General features: G+C 45.4%; 35 protein-coding genes. 33 read left to right on the forward strand and 2 right to left on the reverse strand.

Annotated features, from left to right (window positions below; all coding sequences use genetic code 11):
* The first annotated feature begins 6 nt into the window (after positions 1-6).
* The 32 genes from tuf to dsbD all read left to right on the forward strand — a co-directional run bounded on the left by tuf (position 7) and on the right by dsbD (position 17,735).
* Complete coding sequence (tuf, locus tag ICN38_RS01610; RefSeq protein ID WP_216254207.1) at positions 7-1,197, forward strand: elongation factor Tu; 1,191 nt, start codon at positions 7-9, stop codon at positions 1,195-1,197.
* 135 nt (positions 1,198-1,332) lie between these two features.
* The gene (rpsJ, locus tag ICN38_RS01615) at positions 1,333-1,644 is read left to right on the forward strand and encodes a 30S ribosomal protein S10 (protein WP_011901899.1); all 312 of its coding nucleotides are present in this window, start codon (positions 1,333-1,335) and stop codon (positions 1,642-1,644) included.
* Positions 1,645-1,841: 197 nt separating this feature from the next.
* Positions 1,842-2,498: a 50S ribosomal protein L3 gene (gene rplC / locus ICN38_RS01620; RefSeq protein WP_216254231.1), complete on the forward strand. Its 657-nt coding sequence runs from the start codon at positions 1,842-1,844 to the stop codon at positions 2,496-2,498.
* An 11-nt stretch (positions 2,499-2,509) separates the two neighbouring features.
* The gene (rplD, locus tag ICN38_RS01625; RefSeq protein WP_216254235.1) at positions 2,510-3,130 is read left to right on the forward strand and encodes a 50S ribosomal protein L4; all 621 of its coding nucleotides are present in this window, start codon (positions 2,510-2,512) and stop codon (positions 3,128-3,130) included.
* A complete protein-coding gene (gene rplW / locus ICN38_RS01630) occupies positions 3,127-3,441 on the forward strand; it encodes a 50S ribosomal protein L23 (RefSeq protein ID WP_071464440.1) in 315 nt (104 codons plus the stop codon). The genes rplD and rplW overlap by 4 nt, the downstream gene beginning before the upstream one ends.
* Positions 3,442-3,443: 2 nt before the next feature.
* A complete protein-coding gene (rplB, locus tag ICN38_RS01635) occupies positions 3,444-4,274 on the forward strand; it encodes a 50S ribosomal protein L2 (protein ID WP_216254238.1) in 831 nt (276 codons plus the stop codon).
* A 20-nt stretch (positions 4,275-4,294) separates the two neighbouring features.
* Complete coding sequence (rpsS, locus tag ICN38_RS01640) at positions 4,295-4,573, forward strand: 30S ribosomal protein S19 (protein WP_216254242.1); 279 nt, start codon at positions 4,295-4,297, stop codon at positions 4,571-4,573.
* A gap of 7 nt (positions 4,574-4,580) precedes the next feature.
* Positions 4,581-4,913 (forward strand): 50S ribosomal protein L22, encoded by a 333-nt coding sequence (gene rplV, locus ICN38_RS01645; RefSeq protein WP_216255164.1) that lies wholly within the window; start codon positions 4,581-4,583, stop codon positions 4,911-4,913.
* 8 nt (positions 4,914-4,921) lie between these two features.
* A complete protein-coding gene (gene rpsC / locus ICN38_RS01650; RefSeq protein WP_216254245.1) occupies positions 4,922-5,749 on the forward strand; it encodes a 30S ribosomal protein S3 in 828 nt (275 codons plus the stop codon).
* 2 nt (positions 5,750-5,751) lie between these two features.
* Positions 5,752-6,165, forward strand: coding sequence for a 50S ribosomal protein L16 (gene rplP, locus ICN38_RS01655; protein ID WP_011901907.1), 414 nt, complete (start codon positions 5,752-5,754; stop codon positions 6,163-6,165).
* Positions 6,166-6,179: 14 nt separating this feature from the next.
* Positions 6,180-6,374 (forward strand): 50S ribosomal protein L29, encoded by a 195-nt coding sequence (gene rpmC / locus ICN38_RS01660; RefSeq protein WP_216254249.1) that lies wholly within the window; start codon positions 6,180-6,182, stop codon positions 6,372-6,374.
* Positions 6,375-6,386: 12 nt separating this feature from the next.
* A complete protein-coding gene (gene rpsQ / locus ICN38_RS01665) occupies positions 6,387-6,656 on the forward strand; it encodes a 30S ribosomal protein S17 (protein WP_216254252.1) in 270 nt (89 codons plus the stop codon).
* A 183-nt stretch (positions 6,657-6,839) separates the two neighbouring features.
* Positions 6,840-7,208 (forward strand): 50S ribosomal protein L14, encoded by a 369-nt coding sequence (gene rplN, locus ICN38_RS01670; protein WP_011901910.1) that lies wholly within the window; start codon positions 6,840-6,842, stop codon positions 7,206-7,208.
* 9 nt (positions 7,209-7,217) lie between these two features.
* Positions 7,218-7,526, forward strand: coding sequence for a 50S ribosomal protein L24 (rplX, locus tag ICN38_RS01675; RefSeq protein WP_114692179.1), 309 nt, complete (start codon positions 7,218-7,220; stop codon positions 7,524-7,526).
* Positions 7,527-7,542: 16 nt separating this feature from the next.
* Positions 7,543-8,085 carry a 50S ribosomal protein L5 gene (rplE, locus tag ICN38_RS01680; protein WP_068947699.1) on the forward strand — a complete coding sequence of 181 codons (543 nt, stop codon included), beginning with the start codon at positions 7,543-7,545 and terminating at the stop codon, positions 8,083-8,085.
* 9 nt (positions 8,086-8,094) lie between these two features.
* Positions 8,095-8,400, forward strand: coding sequence for a 30S ribosomal protein S14 (rpsN, locus tag ICN38_RS01685; protein WP_216254255.1), 306 nt, complete (start codon positions 8,095-8,097; stop codon positions 8,398-8,400).
* A 24-nt stretch (positions 8,401-8,424) separates the two neighbouring features.
* The gene (rpsH, locus tag ICN38_RS01690; protein ID WP_011901914.1) at positions 8,425-8,820 is read left to right on the forward strand and encodes a 30S ribosomal protein S8; all 396 of its coding nucleotides are present in this window, start codon (positions 8,425-8,427) and stop codon (positions 8,818-8,820) included.
* 10 nt (positions 8,821-8,830) lie between these two features.
* Positions 8,831-9,364: a 50S ribosomal protein L6 gene (rplF, locus tag ICN38_RS01695; RefSeq protein ID WP_216254258.1), complete on the forward strand. Its 534-nt coding sequence runs from the start codon at positions 8,831-8,833 to the stop codon at positions 9,362-9,364.
* A 13-nt stretch (positions 9,365-9,377) separates the two neighbouring features.
* On the forward strand, positions 9,378-9,731 hold the full coding sequence (gene rplR, locus ICN38_RS01700; protein WP_215293454.1) for a 50S ribosomal protein L18: 354 nt from the start codon (positions 9,378-9,380) through the stop codon (positions 9,729-9,731).
* A gap of 18 nt (positions 9,732-9,749) precedes the next feature.
* Positions 9,750-10,268 carry a 30S ribosomal protein S5 gene (gene rpsE / locus ICN38_RS01705; protein WP_068947703.1) on the forward strand — a complete coding sequence of 173 codons (519 nt, stop codon included), beginning with the start codon at positions 9,750-9,752 and terminating at the stop codon, positions 10,266-10,268.
* A 24-nt stretch (positions 10,269-10,292) separates the two neighbouring features.
* On the forward strand, positions 10,293-10,481 hold the full coding sequence (gene rpmD, locus ICN38_RS01710) for a 50S ribosomal protein L30 (RefSeq protein WP_215374680.1): 189 nt from the start codon (positions 10,293-10,295) through the stop codon (positions 10,479-10,481).
* A gap of 27 nt (positions 10,482-10,508) precedes the next feature.
* Complete coding sequence (gene rplO, locus ICN38_RS01715; protein ID WP_216254261.1) at positions 10,509-10,949, forward strand: 50S ribosomal protein L15; 441 nt, start codon at positions 10,509-10,511, stop codon at positions 10,947-10,949.
* An 18-nt stretch (positions 10,950-10,967) separates the two neighbouring features.
* On the forward strand, positions 10,968-12,305 hold the full coding sequence (secY, locus tag ICN38_RS01720) for a preprotein translocase subunit SecY (RefSeq protein WP_216254263.1): 1,338 nt from the start codon (positions 10,968-10,970) through the stop codon (positions 12,303-12,305).
* A gap of 4 nt (positions 12,306-12,309) precedes the next feature.
* The gene (gene infA, locus ICN38_RS01725; RefSeq protein WP_068320132.1) at positions 12,310-12,528 is read left to right on the forward strand and encodes a translation initiation factor IF-1; all 219 of its coding nucleotides are present in this window, start codon (positions 12,310-12,312) and stop codon (positions 12,526-12,528) included.
* A gap of 34 nt (positions 12,529-12,562) precedes the next feature.
* Positions 12,563-12,679, forward strand: a complete 117-nt coding sequence (gene rpmJ / locus ICN38_RS01730) for a 50S ribosomal protein L36 (RefSeq protein WP_012357167.1) — start codon at positions 12,563-12,565, stop codon at positions 12,677-12,679.
* A gap of 23 nt (positions 12,680-12,702) precedes the next feature.
* Positions 12,703-13,068, forward strand: coding sequence for a 30S ribosomal protein S13 (rpsM, locus tag ICN38_RS01735; protein WP_096673340.1), 366 nt, complete (start codon positions 12,703-12,705; stop codon positions 13,066-13,068).
* A gap of 18 nt (positions 13,069-13,086) precedes the next feature.
* Positions 13,087-13,494 carry a 30S ribosomal protein S11 gene (gene rpsK / locus ICN38_RS01740; protein WP_088525623.1) on the forward strand — a complete coding sequence of 136 codons (408 nt, stop codon included), beginning with the start codon at positions 13,087-13,089 and terminating at the stop codon, positions 13,492-13,494.
* A 113-nt stretch (positions 13,495-13,607) separates the two neighbouring features.
* Positions 13,608-14,231 (forward strand): 30S ribosomal protein S4, encoded by a 624-nt coding sequence (gene rpsD, locus ICN38_RS01745; RefSeq protein ID WP_216254266.1) that lies wholly within the window; start codon positions 13,608-13,610, stop codon positions 14,229-14,231.
* A gap of 22 nt (positions 14,232-14,253) precedes the next feature.
* Positions 14,254-15,234, forward strand: a complete 981-nt coding sequence (gene rpoA, locus ICN38_RS01750; protein ID WP_071464451.1) for a DNA-directed RNA polymerase subunit alpha — start codon at positions 14,254-14,256, stop codon at positions 15,232-15,234.
* A gap of 16 nt (positions 15,235-15,250) precedes the next feature.
* A complete protein-coding gene (rplQ, locus tag ICN38_RS01755) occupies positions 15,251-15,646 on the forward strand; it encodes a 50S ribosomal protein L17 (protein ID WP_216254268.1) in 396 nt (131 codons plus the stop codon).
* A 68-nt stretch (positions 15,647-15,714) separates the two neighbouring features.
* The gene (gene cutA, locus ICN38_RS01760) at positions 15,715-16,065 is read left to right on the forward strand and encodes a divalent-cation tolerance protein CutA (RefSeq protein ID WP_216254270.1); all 351 of its coding nucleotides are present in this window, start codon (positions 15,715-15,717) and stop codon (positions 16,063-16,065) included.
* Entirely contained in the window at positions 16,062-17,735 is a 1,674-nt protein-coding gene (gene dsbD, locus ICN38_RS01765) for a protein-disulfide reductase DsbD (protein WP_216254272.1), read from the forward strand. Before cutA ends, dsbD begins: the two co-directional genes overlap by 4 nt.
* Before the next feature lie 12 nt (positions 17,736-17,747).
* On the opposite strand, the gene hemB is transcribed toward dsbD, so the two are convergent.
* Together hemB and yihA are read right to left on the reverse strand one after the other, a co-directional pair.
* Positions 17,748-18,773, reverse strand: coding sequence for a porphobilinogen synthase (hemB, locus tag ICN38_RS01770; protein ID WP_370624349.1), 1,026 nt, complete (start codon positions 18,771-18,773; stop codon positions 17,748-17,750).
* Positions 18,751-19,416: a ribosome biogenesis GTP-binding protein YihA/YsxC gene (gene yihA / locus ICN38_RS01775; RefSeq protein ID WP_216254274.1), complete on the reverse strand. Its 666-nt coding sequence runs from the start codon at positions 19,414-19,416 to the stop codon at positions 18,751-18,753. Before yihA ends, hemB begins: the two co-directional genes overlap by 23 nt.
* A gap of 114 nt (positions 19,417-19,530) precedes the next feature.
* Here yihA and ICN38_RS01780 point away from each other — a divergent pair, with 114 nt between their 5' ends.
* Positions 19,531-20,253 carry a cytochrome c gene (locus ICN38_RS01780; protein WP_216254276.1) on the forward strand — a complete coding sequence of 241 codons (723 nt, stop codon included), beginning with the start codon at positions 19,531-19,533 and terminating at the stop codon, positions 20,251-20,253.
* Positions 20,254-20,261: the final 8 nt, after the last annotated feature.

The following is a 20,261-nucleotide window of genomic DNA, read 5'->3' on the forward strand; positions in this document are numbered from 1 at the left end:
AAAAAAATGGCAAAAGAAAAATTCGAGCGGACAAAACCGCACGTAAACGTAGGCACCATCGGTCACGTTGACCACGGTAAAACTACTTTGACAGCAGCAATTGCAACTGTGCTCTCAAAGCAATTTGGTGGCGAAGCGAAAGCTTACGATCAGATCGATGCTGCTCCTGAAGAAAAAGCACGTGGTATTACGATTAATACTGCGCACGTGGAGTATGAGACTGCAAATCGTCACTATGCTCACGTTGATTGCCCAGGACATGCTGACTACGTCAAGAACATGATTACCGGTGCTGCTCAGATGGACGGCGCAATTTTAGTGTGCTCTGCTGCTGACGGCCCAATGCCACAAACGCGTGAGCACATCCTCTTGGCACGCCAAGTAGGCGTTCCTTACATCGTCGTTTTCTTAAATAAGTGCGACATGGTAGATGATGCTGAATTGTTAGAGCTCGTTGAAATGGAAGTGCGTGAGCTGTTGTCTAAGTATGACTTCCCAGGCGATGACACACCGATCATTCAAGGTTCTGCTAAATTAGCACTTGAAGGTGACGAAGGCCCATTGGGTAAAGAAGCCATTATGAAGTTGGCTGATGCACTCGATACTTACATCCCCACTCCAGAGCGCGCTATTGACGGTGCGTTCTTGATGCCAGTAGAGGACGTGTTCTCTATCTCTGGTCGCGGTACTGTAGTGACAGGCCGTATCGAGCGCGGTATCGTTAAGGTAGGCGAAGAGATTGAAATTGTGGGCATCAAACCCACCCTCAAAACCACTTGTACTGGCGTTGAAATGTTCCGCAAATTGCTCGACCAAGGTCAAGCAGGCGATAACGTTGGTATCTTGTTACGCGGTACAAAACGTGAAGAAGTTGAGCGCGGCCAAGTATTGGCCAAACCTGGTTCAATCACTCCCCATACTCACTTTACTGCCGAGGTTTACATCTTAGGTAAAGATGAAGGTGGTCGTCATACCCCATTCTTTAACAACTATCGTCCTCAGTTTTACTTCCGTACTACGGACGTAACGGGTTCAATCGAGTTGCCAAAAGATAAAGAAATGGTGATGCCTGGTGATAATGTCACGATTACTGTAAAACTCATCGCGCCAATTGCGATGGAAGAAGGTTTACGTTTTGCGATCCGTGAAGGTGGCCGTACTGTTGGCGCCGGCGTGGTTGCAAAGATTTTGGCTTAAGTAGTAAATAGATTTAAGGCTGTAGAAGTAAATAATATTTAGCGGTTTGCTAACCCGGTGACATCAGTGCTGCTGATGTCACCGTGCTCTTTAGATGTATAACGTGGCAGCACCACAACGCTCTTTGGAATTAATATGCAAAACCAAAAAATTCGTATTCGCCTTAAAGCATTTGATTACCGTTTGATCGACCAGTCTGCAGCTGAAATTGTTGATACAGCTAAGCGTACTGGTGCAGTTGTTAAGGGTCCGGTACCTTTGCCAACACGTATCGAGCGTTTTGATATCTTGCGTTCACCCCACGTGAACAAGACATCTCGTGATCAGTTAGAGATCCGCACCCATCTTCGTTTGATGGATATCGTTGATCCTACAGAGAAAACGGTAGATGCTTTGATGAAATTAGATCTCCCAGCAGGTGTGGACGTCGAAATTAAGTTGCAATAAATAGTTGTTTCTTGACTATTTGCTTGTCAAGAACGGGTTTTCTGGATAGAATCTAAGGCTTCGCTCAATTATTCGGGCGAAATTCAAAGTTATATCAGCACTAAAAACGTTGTAAGTTATTGATTTAGAAGTACTTTTACTTGTAAATCACTTAAATTAATTTTGCCGACCAATCGAAGTCGGCGTGGAGCATGAATATGAGCTTAGGCTTAATCGGCCGCAAGGTCGGCATGACCCGTCTTTTTACGGACGAAGGGGATTCAATCCCTGTGACCGTGATCGACGTGAGCGACAACAGAATCGCTCAAATCAAGACCCAGGCAACTGATGGCTATGATGCTATTCAGTTGGCTCATGGAACACGTAGAGCTACTCGCGTTACTAAATCAATGGCTGGTCACTTTGCTAAAGCAGGTGTGATGGCCGGTAATGGGCTTAACGAATTTCGTTTAGATGCAGCAAAAATTGCAGAAATGACTCCAGGACAAGTTATACCTGCTGACACTGCATTTACTGCTGGTCAAAAAGTAGACGTTCAGGGCGTTTCTATCGGTAAGGGTTACGCAGGTACCATCAAGCGTTATCACTTCGCTTCTGGTCGCGCATCCCACGGTAACTCGCGTTCACATAACGTGCCAGGCTCTATCGGTATGGCCCAAGATCCTGGCCGTGTTTTCCCAGGTAAGCGCATGACTGGCCACCTTGGTGACGTTACTAAAACAGTACAAAATTTAGTCATCGCACGCATTGATGCAGAACGCAATCTCATCATGGTTAAAGGTGCTATTCCAGGTGCTCCGGGCGGTAAAGTAATTGTTACTCCAGCGGTGAAGACACCGTTGAAGAAGAAATAAGGAGAGCGAATATGGAACTTAAGCTTCTCCAAGACAACGGTACTTTAGGTGCGGGCTTCCAAGCTTCACCAGAAGTATTCGAACGTGAATATAACGAAGCATTGGTACACCAAGTTGTAGTGGCTTACCAAGCAAATGCACGTAGTGGTAACCGTGCACAAAAAGACCGTGAGCAAGTTAAGCACACCACCAAAAAACCTTGGCGTCAAAAGGGTACTGGACGTGCACGTGCTGGTATGAGCTCTTCCCCGCTGTGGCGTGGAGGTGGCCGTATATTCCCAAACTCTCCAGAAGAGAATTTCAGCCAAAAAGTAAACAAGAAAATGTACCGCGCTGGTATGAGATCTATTTTGTCTCAGTTAGCTCGTGAAGGTCGTTTGAATGTAGTTGATCAATTCAATCTCGATGCCCCTAAGACCAAAGAATTAGCTGACAAAGTTAAAGCAATGGGCTTGGATTCAGTCTTGATCATCGTTGATCAGGTTAGCGAGAATTTGTTCTTGGCATCACGTAACTTGCATAAAGTTGCTGTATGCGAGCCACAGCATGCTGATCCTTTAGCTTTGGTTCAATACAAAAAAGTATTGGTTAGCAAAGCAGCGATTGCAAAAATTGAGGAGTTGCTGAAATGAGCCAAGTCCGTAAAAACGATCACAATCTGATGAAGGTTCTGCTTGGACCGGTTATCTCTGAAAAAGCCACTATGGTCGCAGAGAAAAATGAACAAGTAGTTTTCCAAGTAGCTCGCGACGCAAACAAGCTTGATGTAAAACAAGCAGTTGAATTGCTCTTTAAAGTGCAAGTTGACTCAGTTCAAATCGTGAATCAAAAAGGTAAGCCTAAGCGCTATGGCCGTTTTGAAGGTCGTCGTGACCACACTAAGAAGGCCTATGTGAATTTGAAGCCAGGTCAAGAAATTAACTTTGAAGCGGAGGCGAATTAATCATGCCTTTGATGAAGACAAAACCGACCTCACCAGGTCGTCGCTCAATGGTCAAGGTGGTCAATCCTGACCTCCATAAAGGTAAGCCTTTTGCACCATTGCTCGAGCCACAGTTTCAAAAAGCAGGTCGTAACAATAACGGCCACATCACTACCCGTCATAAAGGTGGTGGTCATAAGCATCACTATCGTGTTGTTGACTTCAAACGCAACGACAAAGATGGTATTCCAGCAAAAGTTGAGCGCTTGGAATATGATCCAAACCGCAGTGCAAATATTGCATTGATCGTGTTTGCCGATGGCGAGCGTCGATATATTCCTGCTGCCAAGGGCATGACTGTTGGCCAAGCCATCGTGAATGGATCTGAAGCCCCTATCAAATCTGGTAACAATTTGCCTATCCGTAATATTCCAGTTGGTAGTACGATTCACTGCGTAGAAATTTTGCCGGGCAAAGGTGCACAAGTTGCACGTTCTGCTGGTGGTTCAGCAGTACTGCTTGCTCGTGAAGGTGTATACGCTCAAGTTCGCTTGCGCTCCGGTGAAGTTCGCCGAGTTCTGATTGAGTGCCGTGCCACTATTGGCGAAGTCGGCAACGAAGAACATAGCTTGCGTGTTATTGGTAAAGCGGGTGCAAATCGCTGGCGTGGTATTCGTCCAACCGTTCGCGGTGTGGCAATGAACCCAGTAGATCACCCACACGGTGGTGGTGAAGGTAAGACTGGTGAAGGCCGCGTACCTGTATCCCCATGGGGCACTCCAACTAAAGGTTATCGTACACGTCGTAATAAACGTACAACATCGATGATCGTTCAACGCCGTCAAAAGCGCTAAGCGATTAAGGAAAAATAGATATGACACGTTCAGCTAAAAAAGGCCCATTTTGCGAAGCCAGCTTGGTAAGTAAAGTTGAAACCGCACAAGCCAACAAAGACAAAAAGCCGATTAAAACTTGGTCACGCCGTTCAACAATTCTGCCAGACTTTATTGGTCTGACAATTGCTGTTCATAACGGTCGTCAACACGTTCCGGTTTATGTATCAGAAAACATGGTGGGTCATAAGTTAGGCGAATTTGCCTTGACCCGTACTTTCAAAGGTCACGCTGCTGACAAGAAAGTAACGAAGAAGTAAGGGGATGATGATGGAAGTTAAAGCTATTCACAAGGGCGCTCGTATTTCTGCACAAAAAACACGTTTGGTCGCTGATCAAATTCGTGGTTTGCCGATTGCTCGCGCATTAAACATTTTGAACTTCAGCCCCAAGAAAGCTGCCTTCATTGTGAAAAAAGTAGTTGAGTCTGCAATGGCCAACGCTGAACACAATTCAGGTGCCGACATTGATGAGCTCAAAGTTGCAACAATTATTGTTGATAAAGGTACTTCTTTGAAGCGTTTTACCGCACGCGCTAAGGGTCGTGGCAATCAAATTGAAAAACAAACTTGTCACATTAGCGTGACCTTGAGTAACTAAGGAAAGATATGGGCCAAAAGATTAACCCCACCGGATTCCGACTCGCGGTAACGAAGAATTGGACATCACGTTGGTACGCAAACAACACTGACTTCGCAAAGATGCTGAAAGAGGACGTAGATGTCCGCATCTATTTGAAGAAGAAGTTGAAAAATGCATCAGTAAGCAAAGTCATTATCGAGCGTCCTGCAAAGAACGCACGTATCACTATCTATAGTTCACGTCCAGGCGTTGTAATTGGCAAAAAAGGTGAAGATATTGAAGTGCTCCGTCGCGAATTACAAAAGCGTATGGGCGTTCCTGTTCATGTGAATATCGAAGAAATTCGTAAGCCTGAAGTTGATGCGCAATTGATTGCTGATTCCATTACTCAACAGTTAGAAAAGCGCATCATGTTCCGTCGCGCGATGAAACGTGCAATGCAAAGCGCAATGCGTCTTGGCGCACAAGGTATCAAGATCATGTCTTCTGGTCGCTTGAATGGCGCTGAAATTGCTCGTCGTGAATGGTACCGTGAAGGTCGCGTTCCACTTCACACATTGAAGGCTGATATTGATTACGCAACATCAGAAGCCGAAACTACTTACGGCATTATCGGCGTAAAAGTTTGGGTATACAAAGGCGACACATTAGGTCGTGGTGCTGAAGCTCAAGTAGCTGCTCCATCTGCTGAACCAGCTGCTGAAGAAAAGAAAACGCGTCGTGTTCCAAGCAAAACAGTTGCTCGTAAACCAGCTGCTGGCACTGACAAGCCATTAGTTGCTGCTAAGCCAGCAATAAAGCGTGTGCGTAAGGTTGAAGTACCTGCCGCAGATACGCAGAAGTCAGGAGAGTAAGAATGCTACAACCAAAGCGTCGTAAGTATCGTAAGGAACAAAAAGGCCGTAACACTGGCGTGGCAACACGCGGTAGTTCTGTAGCCTTTGGTGACTTTGGATTGAAGGCCGTTGGCCGTGGTCGTTTGACTGCTCGTCAAATCGAGTCAGCACGTCGCGCGATGACACGTCATATTAAGCGTGGTGGCCGTATCTGGATTCGCATTTTCCCAGATAAGCCAATTTCACAAAAACCTGCTGAAGTACGTATGGGCAATGGTAAAGGTAATCCAGAGTACTACGTAGCTGAAATTCAACCAGGCAAAGTGCTCTATGAGATGGACGGTGTCGATGAGCAATTGGCACGTGAGGCTTTCAAGCTTGCTGCTGCTAAGTTGCCTTTACAGACCACTTTCGTGATTCGCCACTTAGGTTGATCGGGATAGATATTATGAAAAATACTGAATTAACATCAAAAGATCTGAATGCTTTGAATACAGAGTTAACCGAGCTCCTAAAGACCGGTTTTAAGCTCCGCATGCAAAAAGGCACTCAGCAACTCACAAATACCAGCCAATTGGGTAAAAATAAGCGCGACATTGCTCGCGTGAAGACTTTTATTGCCCAAAAGACTGCACAGAAATAAGGAAAAAGGGATATGACTGAATTATCTAAACCCTTGCGCCGTACCCTAGTGGGCCGTGTTGTTAGCGACAAAATGCAAAAAACTGTGACGGTGTTAGTTGAGCGTCAAGTGAAGCACCCAGTGATTGGTAAGTACGTTGGCCAATCGAAAAAGTACCATGCTCATGATGAAGCTGGCACATACAAGATGGGTGACACCGTTGAAATTGCTGAATCTAGGCCAATTTCACGCACAAAATCTTGGGTTGTGACTCGTCTAGTCCAAGCTTCAAAGGGTATTTAAAGAAATATTAGGGATTTTGGTGAAGTTTCTTCCCAAATCCCTGATTTAAGTAGTAGAATAGAAGGCTTCTCTAGTTTTATTGGAGAATCAGTGTTTTTCATTAATTCCGGGTTTTAGCTTTCGTTAAAACCCATAGACGGAACCAAGACTGTTTGCCTTTGGCCAATAAGTTGGGGATTAGAAATGATACAAACCGAAAGTAGATTACAGGTCGCCGATAATACTGGCGCCAGTGAAGTTTTATGCATCAAGGTATTGGGCGGCTCAAAGCGTCGTTACGCCAGTATCGGTGATGTCATCAAAGTTAGCGTGAAATCCGCTGCTCCACGTGGCCGTGTAAAAAAAGGTGATATTTATAACGCCGTAGTAGTGAGAACTGCTAAGGGTGTTCGCCGTCCAGACGGTTCATTGATTAAGTTCGATGCAAACGCTGCGGTATTGCTTAACGCTAAGTTAGAGCCAATTGGCACACGTATCTTTGGACCAGTAACACGCGAGTTGCGTACTGAAAAGTTCATGAAGATCGTTTCTCTCGCCCCCGAAGTTATTTAAGAGGCTGATATGAAAAAGATTCGTAAAGGTGATTCCGTAGTTCTATTGACTGGCCGCGATAAAGGCAAGCAAGGAACTGTAACTGCCGTTCTCGAAAACAAATTAGTGATCGAAGGCGTGAATATTTATAAAAAGAGCGTTAAGCCAAACCCAGCTGCAGGTATAACCGGCGGCATGATTGACAAGACGATGCCTGTTCACATTTCTAATGTGGCTGTGGTTGACGGTAACGGCAAGCCATCACGTGTTGGTATCAAACTCGTTGATGGTAAAAAACAGCGTTTCCTCAAAACCACTGGCGCAACATTGAGCGCATAAGGGGCACGGACAAATTATGAGCACACGTTTTCAAGAGCACTATCAAGCTAAAGTTGTTGCTGATTTGATTGCCAAATTTGGCTACAAGTCTGCAATGGAAGTTCCACGCATTACTAAAGTTACCCTGAATATGGGCTTGGGTGATGCAGTGAACGACAAGAAGATTATCGAAAATGCAGTTGGCGATTTAACTAAAGTTGCAGGCCAAAAGCCAGTAGTAACTAAAGCCAAAAAAGCGATTGCAGGTTTCAAAATTCGTCAAGGCTACCCAATCGGTGCCATGGTGACATTGCGTGGTCAACGCATGTATGAATTCTTAGATCGCTTCGTTACTGTTGCATTGCCACGCGTACGTGACTTCCGTGGAATCTCTGGTAAAGCATTTGACGGCCGCGGTAATTACAACATCGGCGTTAAAGAACAGATCATTTTCCCTGAAATCGAATACGACAAGATTGATGCCCTCCGTGGTCTCAATATTAGTATTACGACGACCGCTAAAACCGACGAAGAAGCAAAAGCTTTGTTGGCAGCGTTCAAATTCCCTTTCCGCAATTAAGAGGCTAACGTGGCAAAACTATCCCTGATTGAGCGCGAGAATAAGCGCGCAAAAACTGTAGAGAAGTACGCTGTAAAGCGTGCTGAATTGAAAGCGATCATTGCTGATCAAGCACGTAGCGATGAAGAGCGCTATGAAGCTCGCTTAAAACTACAGGCACTTCCACGTAACGCAAGCCCGATTCGTCAAAGAAATCGTTGTTCATTAACCGGTCGCCCACGTGGCACATTCCGCAAGTTCGGTTTGGCTCGTAGCAAGATTCGTGAAATCGCCTTTCGTGGCGAAATCCCCGGTTTAACCAAGGCCAGCTGGTAAGCGGCGAAAGAATTAGGAGAACTCATGAGTATCAGCGATCCAATCGCCGACATGTTGACAAGGATCCGCAATGCGCAAGCAGTGCAGAAACCCGTAGTCTTGATGCCGTCGTCAAAAGTTAAAGTAGCCATCGCAAAAGTGTTGCAAGATGAAGGCTATATCGAGAGTTTTGAAATCAAAGGTGAAGCAGCTAAGCCAGTGCTCCACATCGATCTCAAATACTATGCAGGCCGTCCTGTTATTGAGCGTATTGACCGTGTTTCTACACCAAGTCTACGTATCTATAAAGGCCGTCATGACATTCCAGAAGTAATGAATGGCTTGGGCATTGCAATTATTTCAACCCCTCAAGGCGTAATGACAGACCGTAAAGCACGTGCAACAGGCGTGGGCGGCGAAGTTATTTGCTACGTAGCTTAAGGAGCGAAATATGTCCCGCGTAGGTAAATCACCAATCACAGTTCCTAAGGGCGCTGAAATCAACATCAACGGCGCAACCGTTACTGTTAAAGGTCCATTGGGCACTTTGACACATAACTTGCATCCTTCTGTTGGTTTAAAACAAGAAGATGGCGTATTGACAGTTGTTGTTAATAACGACTCACCAGAAGCTGGTGCTCAGTCAGGTACGGCGCGTGCTTTGGTTAATAACATGGTTGTGGGCGTAACTGCTGGCTTTGAGCGCAAGCTCAGCTTGGTAGGCGTTGGTTACCGTGCTGCTGCACAAGGCGATACATTGAAATTGCAGTTGGGTTTCTCGCACGACATTATTTACAACCTTCCAAAAGGTGTAAAAGCAGAGACTCCATCGCAAACAGAAATCATTATTAAAGGCTCCAACAAGCAGCAAGTTGGCCAGGTCGCAGCTGAAGTTCGTGCATATCGTTCACCAGAGCCATACAAAGGCAAAGGTGTTCGCTACGTTGACGAAGTTGTGCATCTGAAAGAAACCAAGAAGAAGTAAGCGAGATTAGAAAATGAATAAAGACGAATCCAGACAAAGACGTGCTCGGCAGACTCGCATTCGCATTGCCGAAGCATTGGCAAATCGCTTAACAGTCATCCGTAGCAATACACATATTTCTGCTCAGGTATATAGCCCATGCGGAACCAAAGTTGTTGCAGCTGCTTCAACAATGGAAAAAGAATTACGCCAGGCGATCAAAAACGGCGGCAACGCTGAAGCTGCGAAACAAATCGGCAAGTTAGTTGCTGAGCGTGCTGTTAAGGCAGGCATTGTTGATGTTGCTTTTGATCGTTCCGGTCATCGTTACCACGGCCGTATTAAGGCCTTAGCTGAAGCTGCGCGTGAAGCCGGCCTGAAGTTCTAAAAGGGTTTAGGAAAAAACATGGCAAAAATGCAAACTAAGATGCAAAACGAAGAGCGTGATGATGGTCTTCGCGAGAAGATGATCGCTGTCAATCGTGTAACTAAAGTGGTTAAGGGTGGTCGTATTCTCGGCTTCGCTGCGCTCACTGTAGTTGGCGATGGTGATGGCCGCATCGGCATGGGTAAAGGTAAATCTAAAGAAGTTCCAGTTGCTGTTCAAAAAGCAATGGACGAAGCTCGTCGCAAGATGATCAAAGTTTCCTTACGCAAGGGCACTTTGCAGCATACAGTTACTGGTCAGCATGGCGCTTCACGCGTTTTGATCTCTCCTGCTAAAGACGGTACTGGAATTATTGCTGGCGGCCCAATGCGCGCGATTTTCGATGTAATGGGCGTAACAAACGTGGTAGCTAAGTCACTTGGCTCTACAAACCCATACAACTTGGTTCGTGCAACGATTGATGGTTTGAGCAAGATGAGTACTCCTGCTGAGATTGCTGCTAAGCGCGGCAAATCAGTTGAAGAGATTCTGGGCTAAGACCAAAAGATTAGGAATCTATAAATGACAACATCTAACTCTAAAGTCAAACTGCAATTAGTTCGCAGCTTGATCGGCACACGCGAAAGCCATCGTGCAACTGTACGTGGCTTAGGCCTTGGTCGTATTAATTCAGTTTCTGAATTAGAAGATACGCCAGCTGTTCGCGGCATGATTAATAAAGTTTCTTATCTAGTTAAGGTCGTTGGCTAATAACTAGCAAGTAAATAGGCGAAGAATATGGAACTCAATACACTCAAGCCCGCAGAGGGCTCCAAGAAAAACCGTCGTCGCGTAGGTCGCGGCATTGGCTCTGGTCTTGGTAAAACTGCTGGCCGTGGTCATAAAGGTCAAAAATCACGTTCTGGTGGTTTCCACAAGGTTGGATTCGAGGGCGGTCAGATGCCTATGTATCGTCGTTTGCCAAAACGCGGTTTCGTGTCTTTGACACGTCGTCACGTTGGTCAAATTACCTTGAACGACTTAGCAAAAATTAACTTACCAGAAGTAGATCTTTTGGTATTGAAGGCTCATGGCTTTGCAGGCGAGCAAATTACTTCAGTTAAGGTTATCAAAACTGGTGAACTCAAGATTGCTGTAACCCTTAAGGGTCTTACAGCAACAGCTGGTGCAAAAGCTGCTATTGAAGCGGCTGGTGGCAAATTAGTTGAGTTAGCTTAATAGGTTCACTGATTAGACATGGCATTAGCACCTACCAATAACGCAAGCACTGCAGCAACAGGGGGCAAGTTTGGCGAATTACGCCAGCGCTTGATATTCCTGGTGTTGGCTTTGATCGTGTTCCGTTTGGGTGCTCATATCCCGGTACCTGGAATCGATCCTGATCAGTTGGCGCAATTATTCTCTGGCCAAAAAGATGGAATCTTGGGAATGTTTAACCTGTTCTCAGGTGGTGCTTTATCCCGCTTTACTGTATTTGCCTTGGGAATCATGCCGTATATCTCTGCTTCGATCATCATGCAGTTGATGACGATTGTGATTCCATCTTTAGAGGCCCTGAAAAAAGAAGGCCAAGCCGGCCAGCGCAAGATTACTCAGTACACTCGCTACGGTACTGTGCTCTTGGCGACATTCCAGGCTCTGGGAATTTCAGTTGCATTGCAAGCTCAGCCAGGATTGGTGATTAATCCAGGCCTGATGTTTGAAGTAAATACGGTCGTAACTTTAGTGACTGGCACGATGTTCTTGATGTGGCTTGGAGAGCAAATTACAGAGCGTGGTTTAGGTAATGGTATTTCGATCATTATTTTTGGCGGTATTGTTTCTGGTTTGCCAAATGCCTTAGCTAGCTTATTAGAACTAGTACGTACTGGTTCAATGAATATTATTTCCGCATTGCTCATCGTGGTAATTTGCGTAGCAGTGACTTATTTTGTGGTGTTTGTAGAGCGCGGTCAGCGCCGTATCTTGGTTAACTACGCTAAGCGTCAAGTCGGTAACAAGATTTATGGTGGTCAATCTTCTTATTTCCCATTGAAGCTGAACATGGCAGGCGTTATTCCTCCTATTTTTGCATCATCAATTATTTTGTTCCCTGCAACGATTGCTGGATGGTTTACTTCTGGTGAGCCGACTAATATGTTTAGCAGAATCATTAAAGATTTGGCGGCAACATTGGCTCCAGGACAACCTGTTTATACAATTTTGTACGCAGCTGCAATTATTTTCTTCTGCTTTTTCTATACCGCATTGGTATTCAATAGTCGTGAGACAGCTGAAAACTTGAAGAAGAGCGGCGCCTTTGTTCCAGGTATTCGTCCCGGTGATCAGACAGCGCGTTATATCGATAAGATTTTGGTGCGCTTGACTTTGGCCGGTGCTATTTATATGGTTTTGGTTTGCTTGTTACCAGAATTCTTAGTGTTGAAGTACAACGTGCCGTTCTATTTTGGCGGTACTTCATTGTTGATTATTGTTGTTGTTGCAATGGATTTCATGGCGCAAGTACAGTCATTTGTCATGCAGCAGCAGTACGGCTCTTTGATGAAAAAAGCTAACTTTAAGATGGGCGCCTAACTGAATGTCTAAAGACGATGTAATTCAGATGGCGGGAGAAGTTGTAGAGAATTTGCCGAATGCGATGTTTCGCGTGAAGTTGGAAAATGGACATGTAGTTTTAGGCCATATTTCCGGAAAGATGCGGATGCATTACATCCGAATTTTGCCGGGAGATAAGGTGACGGTGGAGATGACTCCATACGACCTGACGAGAGCCAGAATTATTTTCCGAGCGAAGTAAAGATTAAGTTGTACCTATTTTTAAGAGGTGAGTTATGAAAGTTTTAGCATCCGTTAAGTGTATTTGCAGAAATTGCAAGATCATTAAGCGCAAACGCGTTGTGCGTGTGATCTGTTCTTCAGATGCACGTCATAAGCAGCGTCAAGGCTGATTGATTAATTAAGAGGAAATCTCATGGCACGTATCGCTGGGGTAAATATCCCAAATCATCAACACACTGTCATTGGTTTGACAGCAATTTTTGGCATTGGTACAACTCGTGCTAACAAAATTTGCAAAACCACAGGTGTTGCTATCGACAAAAAAGTAAAAGATCTTACTGACGCTGACTTGGAAAAGTTGCGTGATGAAGTAGGTAAGTTCATCACCGAAGGTGACCTTCGTCGTGAAGTAACTATGAGCATCAAGCGTTTGATGGACTTGGGTTGCTACCGTGGCGTACGTCATCGCAAAGGCTTGCCAGTACGTGGTCAACGTACCAAGACTAATGCGCGTACCCGTAAGGGCCCACGCAAGTCTGGCGTGCAACTGAAGAAATAATCAAGAAAGTTTATTGACATGGCAAAACAACAATCCGCTTCTGCAGCTTCACAGCGCACTCGTAAGAAGGTTAAAAAGAACGTTGCTGACGGTATTGCACACGTTCACGCTTCTTTTAATAACACCATTATTACGATTACCGATCGTCAAGGAAATGCGCTTTCATGGGCAACTTCTGGTGGTCAGGGCTTTAAGGGCTCACGTAAATCAACACCTTTTGCTGCTCAGGTAGCTGCAGAAGTTGCTGGTAAAGCTGCCGTTGAATGCGGCATTAAGAATTTGGAAGTTCAGATCAAGGGTCCAGGCCCAGGTCGTGAATCAGCCGTTCGCGCATTGAACTCATTGGGTATCAAGATCACTGAGATTCAAGACGTAACTCCAGTTCCACACAATGGTTGCCGTCCTCCTAAGCGTCGTCGTATTTAAGCTGGGAAGTTGGTAGTTTAAGTTTTAGTAGTTTTTTAAAGCCCACTGTTCATCTGATTTAAAAGGTGAACTCACCGCCGGTCGAAAGACTGCGGCAAAGAAAGGAAAGCATCGTGGCACGTTACTTAGGGCCTAAGGCCAAGTTAGCACGTCGGGAAGGTACCGACTTATTTTTAAAGAGCGCACGTCGCGCCCTGTCGGACAAGTGCAAGTTAGATACTAAGCCTGGTCAACATGGCCGTACATCTGGCTCAAGAACATCTGACTACGGTAATCAATTGCGTGAAAAGCAAAAGGTTAAGCGTATGTACGGAATTTTAGAGCGCCAGTTCCGTCGTTACTTCGCAGAAGCTGAGCGTCGTAAGGGTAATACTGGTTCTACATTGCTCCAGTTATTAGAGTCACGTCTCGATAACGTGGTCTATCGCATGGGCTTTGGTTCAACTCGCGCCGAAGCACGTCAGTTGGTTTCTCATGGCGCCATCACATTAAATGGCAGCGCTGTGAATATTCCATCCATTCAGGTGAAGCCTGGCGATGTCGTTGCTATTCGTGAAAAAGCGAAAAAGCAAGTTCGTATTGCTGAATCATTGAATTTAGTTGGGCAAATGACCGCTATTACTTGGGTGTCTGTTGATGCAACTAAGCTAGAAGGAACATTTAAGCAGGTGCCCGACCGCGAAGACATCAGTGGTGAAATTAATGAAAGTTTGATCGTCGAATTGTATTCACGCTAATTAGGCACTATCAAGGAAAAATATGCAAACAAATTTGCTCAAGCCAAAAATTATTTCTGTTGAAGCGCTTACCGCCAACCAAGCTAAGGTTGTTATGGAGCCGTTCGAGCGTGGTTATGGCCACACACTCGGAAACGCATTACGTCGCGTACTTCTCTCCTCGATGGTAGGTTATGCGCCAACTGAAGTAGCTATTGCAGGCGTAGTTCATGAGTACTCCACATTAGATGGAGTTCAAGAGGACGTAGTTAACCTCTTGCTCAACCTTAAAGGTATCGTATTTAAGTTGCAGTCTCGTGACGAAGTCACTATCAATTTGCGTAAAGAAGGCCCAGGCGTTGTTACGGCAAAAGATATTGATTTGCCACACGATGTCGAAATCATTAACCCTGATCACGTCATTGCCCACTTATCTGCTGGTGGTAAGTTGGACATGCAGATCAAGGTTGAAAAAGGCCGTGGCTATGTTCCAGGTAATGTTCGTCAATATAACGACGAAACTACCAAGATCATTGGTCGTATCGTATTGGATGCTTCATTTAGTCCAGTAAGCCGTGTTAGCTATGCTGTTGAGTCTGCTCGTGTTGAGCAACGTACTGACCTCGATCGTCTCGTGATGACTATTGAAACTAACGGTGTGTTGTCCCCCGAAGAAGCAATTCGTCAAGCGGCTAGCATCTTGGTTGATCAATTAGTTGTATTCGCAGCCCTCGAAAGCAGCGAAGTTTCTGGTGATCTCGCACCAAGCCGCTCTTCAATGGTTGATCCAATGTTGATGCGTCCGGTTGATGACCTCGAGCTCACAGTGCGCTCTGCAAACTGCTTGAAGGCTGAGAATATTTACTACATCGGTGACTTGATTCAACGTACAGAAAATGAATTGTTGAAGACGCCTAATTTGGGTCGTAAGTCTTTGAATGAAATTAAAGACGTATTGGCTGCTCGTGGCTTAAGTCTTGGCATGAAACTCGAAAGCTGGCCTCCAGCTAACCTCGAGAAATAATTAGAAAGGAAGCATCATGCGTCACGGAAACGGCTTACGCAAACTAAATAGAACATCTTCACATCGCTTGGCGATGCTGCGCAATATGTCCAATTCTCTTTTGGAGCACGAAGTCATTAAAACGACTTTGCCAAAAGCAAAAGAATTGCGCATGGTTGTTGAGCCTTTGATTACCTTGGGTAAAAAAGACAACTTAGCTAACCGTCGCTTGGCATTCAATCGCACTCGTGATCGCGATATCGTGGCTAAACTCTTTACAGAGCTTGGACCACGTTATGCAACAAGACCAGGCGGCTACCTTCGTATTTTGAAGTTTGGCTTCCGTCATGGCGATAATGCACCAATGGCTTTGGTTGAGTTGGTTGATCGTCCAGAAGTTGAAGAAACAGCAGCAGTAGCGCAAGAGGCTTAAGTCTTGCAGCTATTTAAAAAGCCAGGCTTCGGTCTGGCTTTTTTCATTGATGGGTTTATAAATACATAATGTCAGAAAACGCCCCAGTTAGTCCCAGCAAGCTTTTGGTGGTGGTAACTAGTCTTCCTGATTTGGAGGCTGCTAAAGGTATGGCTAATGCTTTAGTAGAGAGCAATTTAGCTGCCTGTGTGCAGCTTATGGGTGGTATTCAATCGATTTATCGCTGGGAAGGAAAGATTTGCGTAGAGCAAGAAGTACTGCTCTTCGCAAAGACGACTGCTGGGAGGTGGCCAGAGATTTCTGCATTTATTCAAAGCGCTCACCCTTATGACTTGCCAGAAATTTTGGCTTATTCACCAGAGCAATATGAAAGGCAATACGGCAAGTGGGTGGAGTCTGAGGTAAATTCGAAGACATGAGAATGCAATCATTTCTGAAAAAGGTTTTGCTGGTGCTGGCACTAGTATCAATACCGGTATTTGCTGCGCCTGATTTTCTACCTCCAGAAAAAGCATTTCGAGTAGAGGCGACATGGCTTGAGAATTCCAATGAAATCGAAATCGAATTTCACCCAGCGAAGGGTTACTACATTTACCAAGAATCCCTGAAATTTCAGGCGGGTAGCCAAACCGGCAAGCTAGGCAGCATCAAGCCTTCATTGCCATTGGGCATTGAGAAATTTGATGAAACGTTTCAAAAGAAACTGCAGGTTTATAAACAACCCTTTATGGTGCTCCTTGACATCAAGCCGCAGGCCGGTAGCCCAATGCATGTAGAGGTAACGTTGCAGGGTTGTGCAGAAGCGGGAATTTGTTATCCACCAATGACCTTACCTTTTTTATTAACGGGCCCCGGTGTAAAAGCAGCGCCAATACCTGAGGTATTGGAGGCATCACCATCGATATCTAAACAAGCAGAATTTGGTCTGACCGATTTATGGCGTGAACGAGATGATGTCAATGCCATCGGCCGTTTTTTAGAAAATACTTCCACCACATATTTATTTTTAGCCTTCTTTATTTTGGGTCTAGCTTTAGCCTTTACGCCTTGTGTATTGCCGATGTTACCGATCCTGTCTAGCGTCATCTTTGGCGCCCAAGGTGGCAAAACGGTTTCCAAAGCCCGCGCCAGTGCTTTAGCGTTATCCTATGTTTTGGGCATGGCTTTGGTCTACGCCTTGGCGGGCATCTTGATGGCTGCTCTTGGTGCTAGTGTCCAAAGGGCTTTGCAGAGCCCAATTGCTTTGGCAGCCTTTGCAACCCTGCTATTAGCCCTTTCAGGCAGTTTGTTTGGCCTATATGAGCTCAGATTGCCCCACTCCTGGCATCAGCGGGTAGATAGGCTAGCAGGGCGTCATGAAGGCGGCAATGTAATAGGGGCATTTGCTTTAGGGGGCATTTCTACATTAGTAGCCAGTCCTTGTATTACAGCCCCTTTAGCGGGTGTTTTGGCCTTTATTGCGCAGACAGGCTCTATGAGCTTGGGCGCGGGGCTGCTCTTTGTCATGGCCCTGGGGATGGGCCTGCCTTTGCTCTTTATTGCCATTGAGGCGCGTATTTTGATTCCCTCAACAGGAATTTGGATGATCTGGCTGCAACGCACCTTGGGTGTTTTGTTAGTAGCAACGGCCGCTTGGATCGCATCACCCTTGCTACAAAAAAACGATGTTGCAGACTCTGCAAAAATAGTAAATGGCCAGAAAGTACATCAGGTTGGCGAGCTGTCTTTTGTAGTGATTTCTTCGACGGCACAACTAGAAGCACAACTGCGCAAAGCAAGCGAAGATAAAAAATTAGTGCTCTTAGATTTTTATGCAGATTGGTGCATTAGTTGCAAAGAAATGGAAGTTAATACCTTTGCAAATGCTGAGGTAAATAAACTCTTGCAACAGTTTGTATTGCTTCAAGCCGACGTCACTAAAAACAGCCCTGAAAATCAAGCGTTATTAAAACGTTTTGGATTATTTGGCCCGCCAGGAATTCTATTTTTTAATTTAGATTCTAAAGAACTACAAGACCAGCGCGTGATTGGTTACATGCCACCACAACGTTTTTTTGAGCGACTCAAAAAGATTTCTGAGTCGCAATAAAGCACTTGAGATTTATTTTGCCGCTTTGATTAAGCGCGCAGCTTCTAGCGCAAAGTAAGTGAGAACACCATCAGCACCAGCACGCTTAAACGCCATGAGAGACTCCATCATTACTGCATCATGATCTAGCCAACCGTTCTGTGCGGCAGCTTTTAGCATGGCGTATTCACCACTCACTTGATAGGCAAAAGTGGGGTAATCAAATTCTTCTTTAACACGGCGAACAATATCTAAATAGGGCATACCTGGCTTGACCATGACCATGTCTGCACCCTCGCTAATATCCATGCCAACCTCCCGCAAAGCCTCGTCAGTATTGGCGAAGTCCATTTGATATGTTTTTTTATCAGCCTTACCTAGATTCTTGGCAGAGCCTACGGCATCTCTAAATGGACCATAAAAAGCAGAAGCATATTTAGCTGAGTAAGCCATGATGCGAGTGTGAATTAATTTCTTTTGTTCAAGCGCTTCACGAATCTTTCCAATGCGACCATCCATCATGTCTGAAGGCGCAACAATATCGACACCCGCTTCGGCTTGAGTAATTGCTTGTTGCACCAAGATAGCTGAAGTTTCATCATTGAGAATGCGACTATGATCATCAAGGACACCATCTTGACCGTGACTCGTATAGGGATCTAAGGCAACATCAGTCATGATCCCTAAATTAGGAAAACGTTTCTTTAGCTCACGGACGGCATTGGGCACCAGACCATTAGGGTTGTATGCCTCTTTACCATCTGGTGTTTTTAATGCAGGATCGATCACGGGAAACAAAGCTAGCACAGGAATTCCTAGATCCACACACTCTTGTGCAGCATTAAACAGCAAGTCTAATGAAATACGATTGACGCCTGGCATCGAAGCAACGGCTTCAGATTTACCTTTGCCTTCAAGTAAGAATACGGGATAGATTAAGTCATCCGCTGCAAGGCGATTTTCTTGCATTAAGCGTCTTGACCAATCATCCCGACGCATGCGACGCGGACGGTGAGCCGGAAATTGCATTACAGAATTAGCTGGGGATTTCATCTTCATGTGTTTCTGCTTCAAATAACCATTTAATCACTAAATTATCCGCTTCTTCAAGACCGATGCGTTTGGTGCTGGAAAACAATTGTGCCGTAAGTTGCTTTGACTCTCCCGTGCCATCTGGCAAAGCAGGGTCATATTGTTGGAGCTGCTTTTGAACAGCCTCAAGGGCATGCTTGCACTCACTTTTATTCAGTTTGTCGCATTTGCTTAGCAAAATATGGATAGGCTTGCCCGTAGGGACAAACCATTTAATCATTTGTTCGTCCAGATCAGTAATGCCGCGTCTAGCATCCACAATCAGAACCATGCCAACTAACTGCTCCCGCTCCTGCAAATAATCGCTTAGGAGTTCATTCCAGTGGTATTTGGTCTCATGATTGACTGCAGCATAGCCGTAGCCAGGTAAGTCCACCAAATAGGCTAGAAGGTCATCTTTGGCAAAAAGACCAAAATAATTGATATGTTGTGTGCGACCCGGAGTTTTACTCGCAAAAGCTAGTCTTTTTTGGTTGCATAGGACATTAATGGCGCTGGATTTACCAGCATTCGATCGACCGGCAAAAGCCACCTCACGCAGTGGGGTGGCAGGTAGGCAATGGGTATCATTGACTGTGGTCGCGAAACGGGCTTGAAAGAGTTTAGACATGTCCAGAAGCTATTGTAAAATCACGCAAAATCATGAAATATCTCATGGTGTTGGGGAAAAGGTTGTAAATGCAGGGCCCAAACACTTTTAGGAATTTTTGCCAAGGTAAACATAATGCGTCAAACCACCCAAATCTCCAAATTAACTAGCTTTCGTGCTGTATTTGTAGCCCTCTCATTTTTTGCTTTGTCCAGCATGACTGGTCTTGCTAACGCTGCTGATGCTGCTTCTGCAGTACCGGTGGCTGAAGCCAAAGCCGCTGTACCTAGCAAGCCAAAGGTCGATCCAGCTGCTGGTGAGGCCTTATATTCTGCTGGCGATGCAACGCGTGGGGTGATTGCCTGCATTACTTGCCACGGACCTAAAGGCCAAAGTGCAGCAGGCACATGGCCCAAATTGGCTGCCCAACACCCGACTTATCTTGCCCGACAGTTGAAGAACTACAAGGAAGGTATTCGCGTTAACGCCATTATGATGGGTATGGCTGCTGCATTAACCGATCAAGATATGAATAATATTGCTGCTTACTTGTCACAACAGCAGCCCTCTCAAGGTGTTGCTGAAAACAAAGACACCATTGAGTTGGGTAAGAGTATTTACCGTGGCGGAATAGCGGCTAAGAATGTTCCAGCTTGCTCTGGCTGCCATAGCCCCAACGGCGCCGGAATTCCGGCACAGTACCCTCGTCAGGGTGGTCAATGGGCTGAATACTCAAACACTCAATTAATGTTATTTCGTGAGGGTACTCGCAAAAATATTCAGATGAATATGATTGCCACAAAGCTCTCTGATAATGAAATGAAAGCCGTTTCAGACTATATGGCTGGCCTGTATTAAATAATCGA

The organism is Polynucleobacter sp. AP-Melu-500A-A1, from assembly GCF_018882125.1.
Lineage (GTDB): Bacteria > Pseudomonadota > Gammaproteobacteria > Burkholderiales > Burkholderiaceae > Polynucleobacter.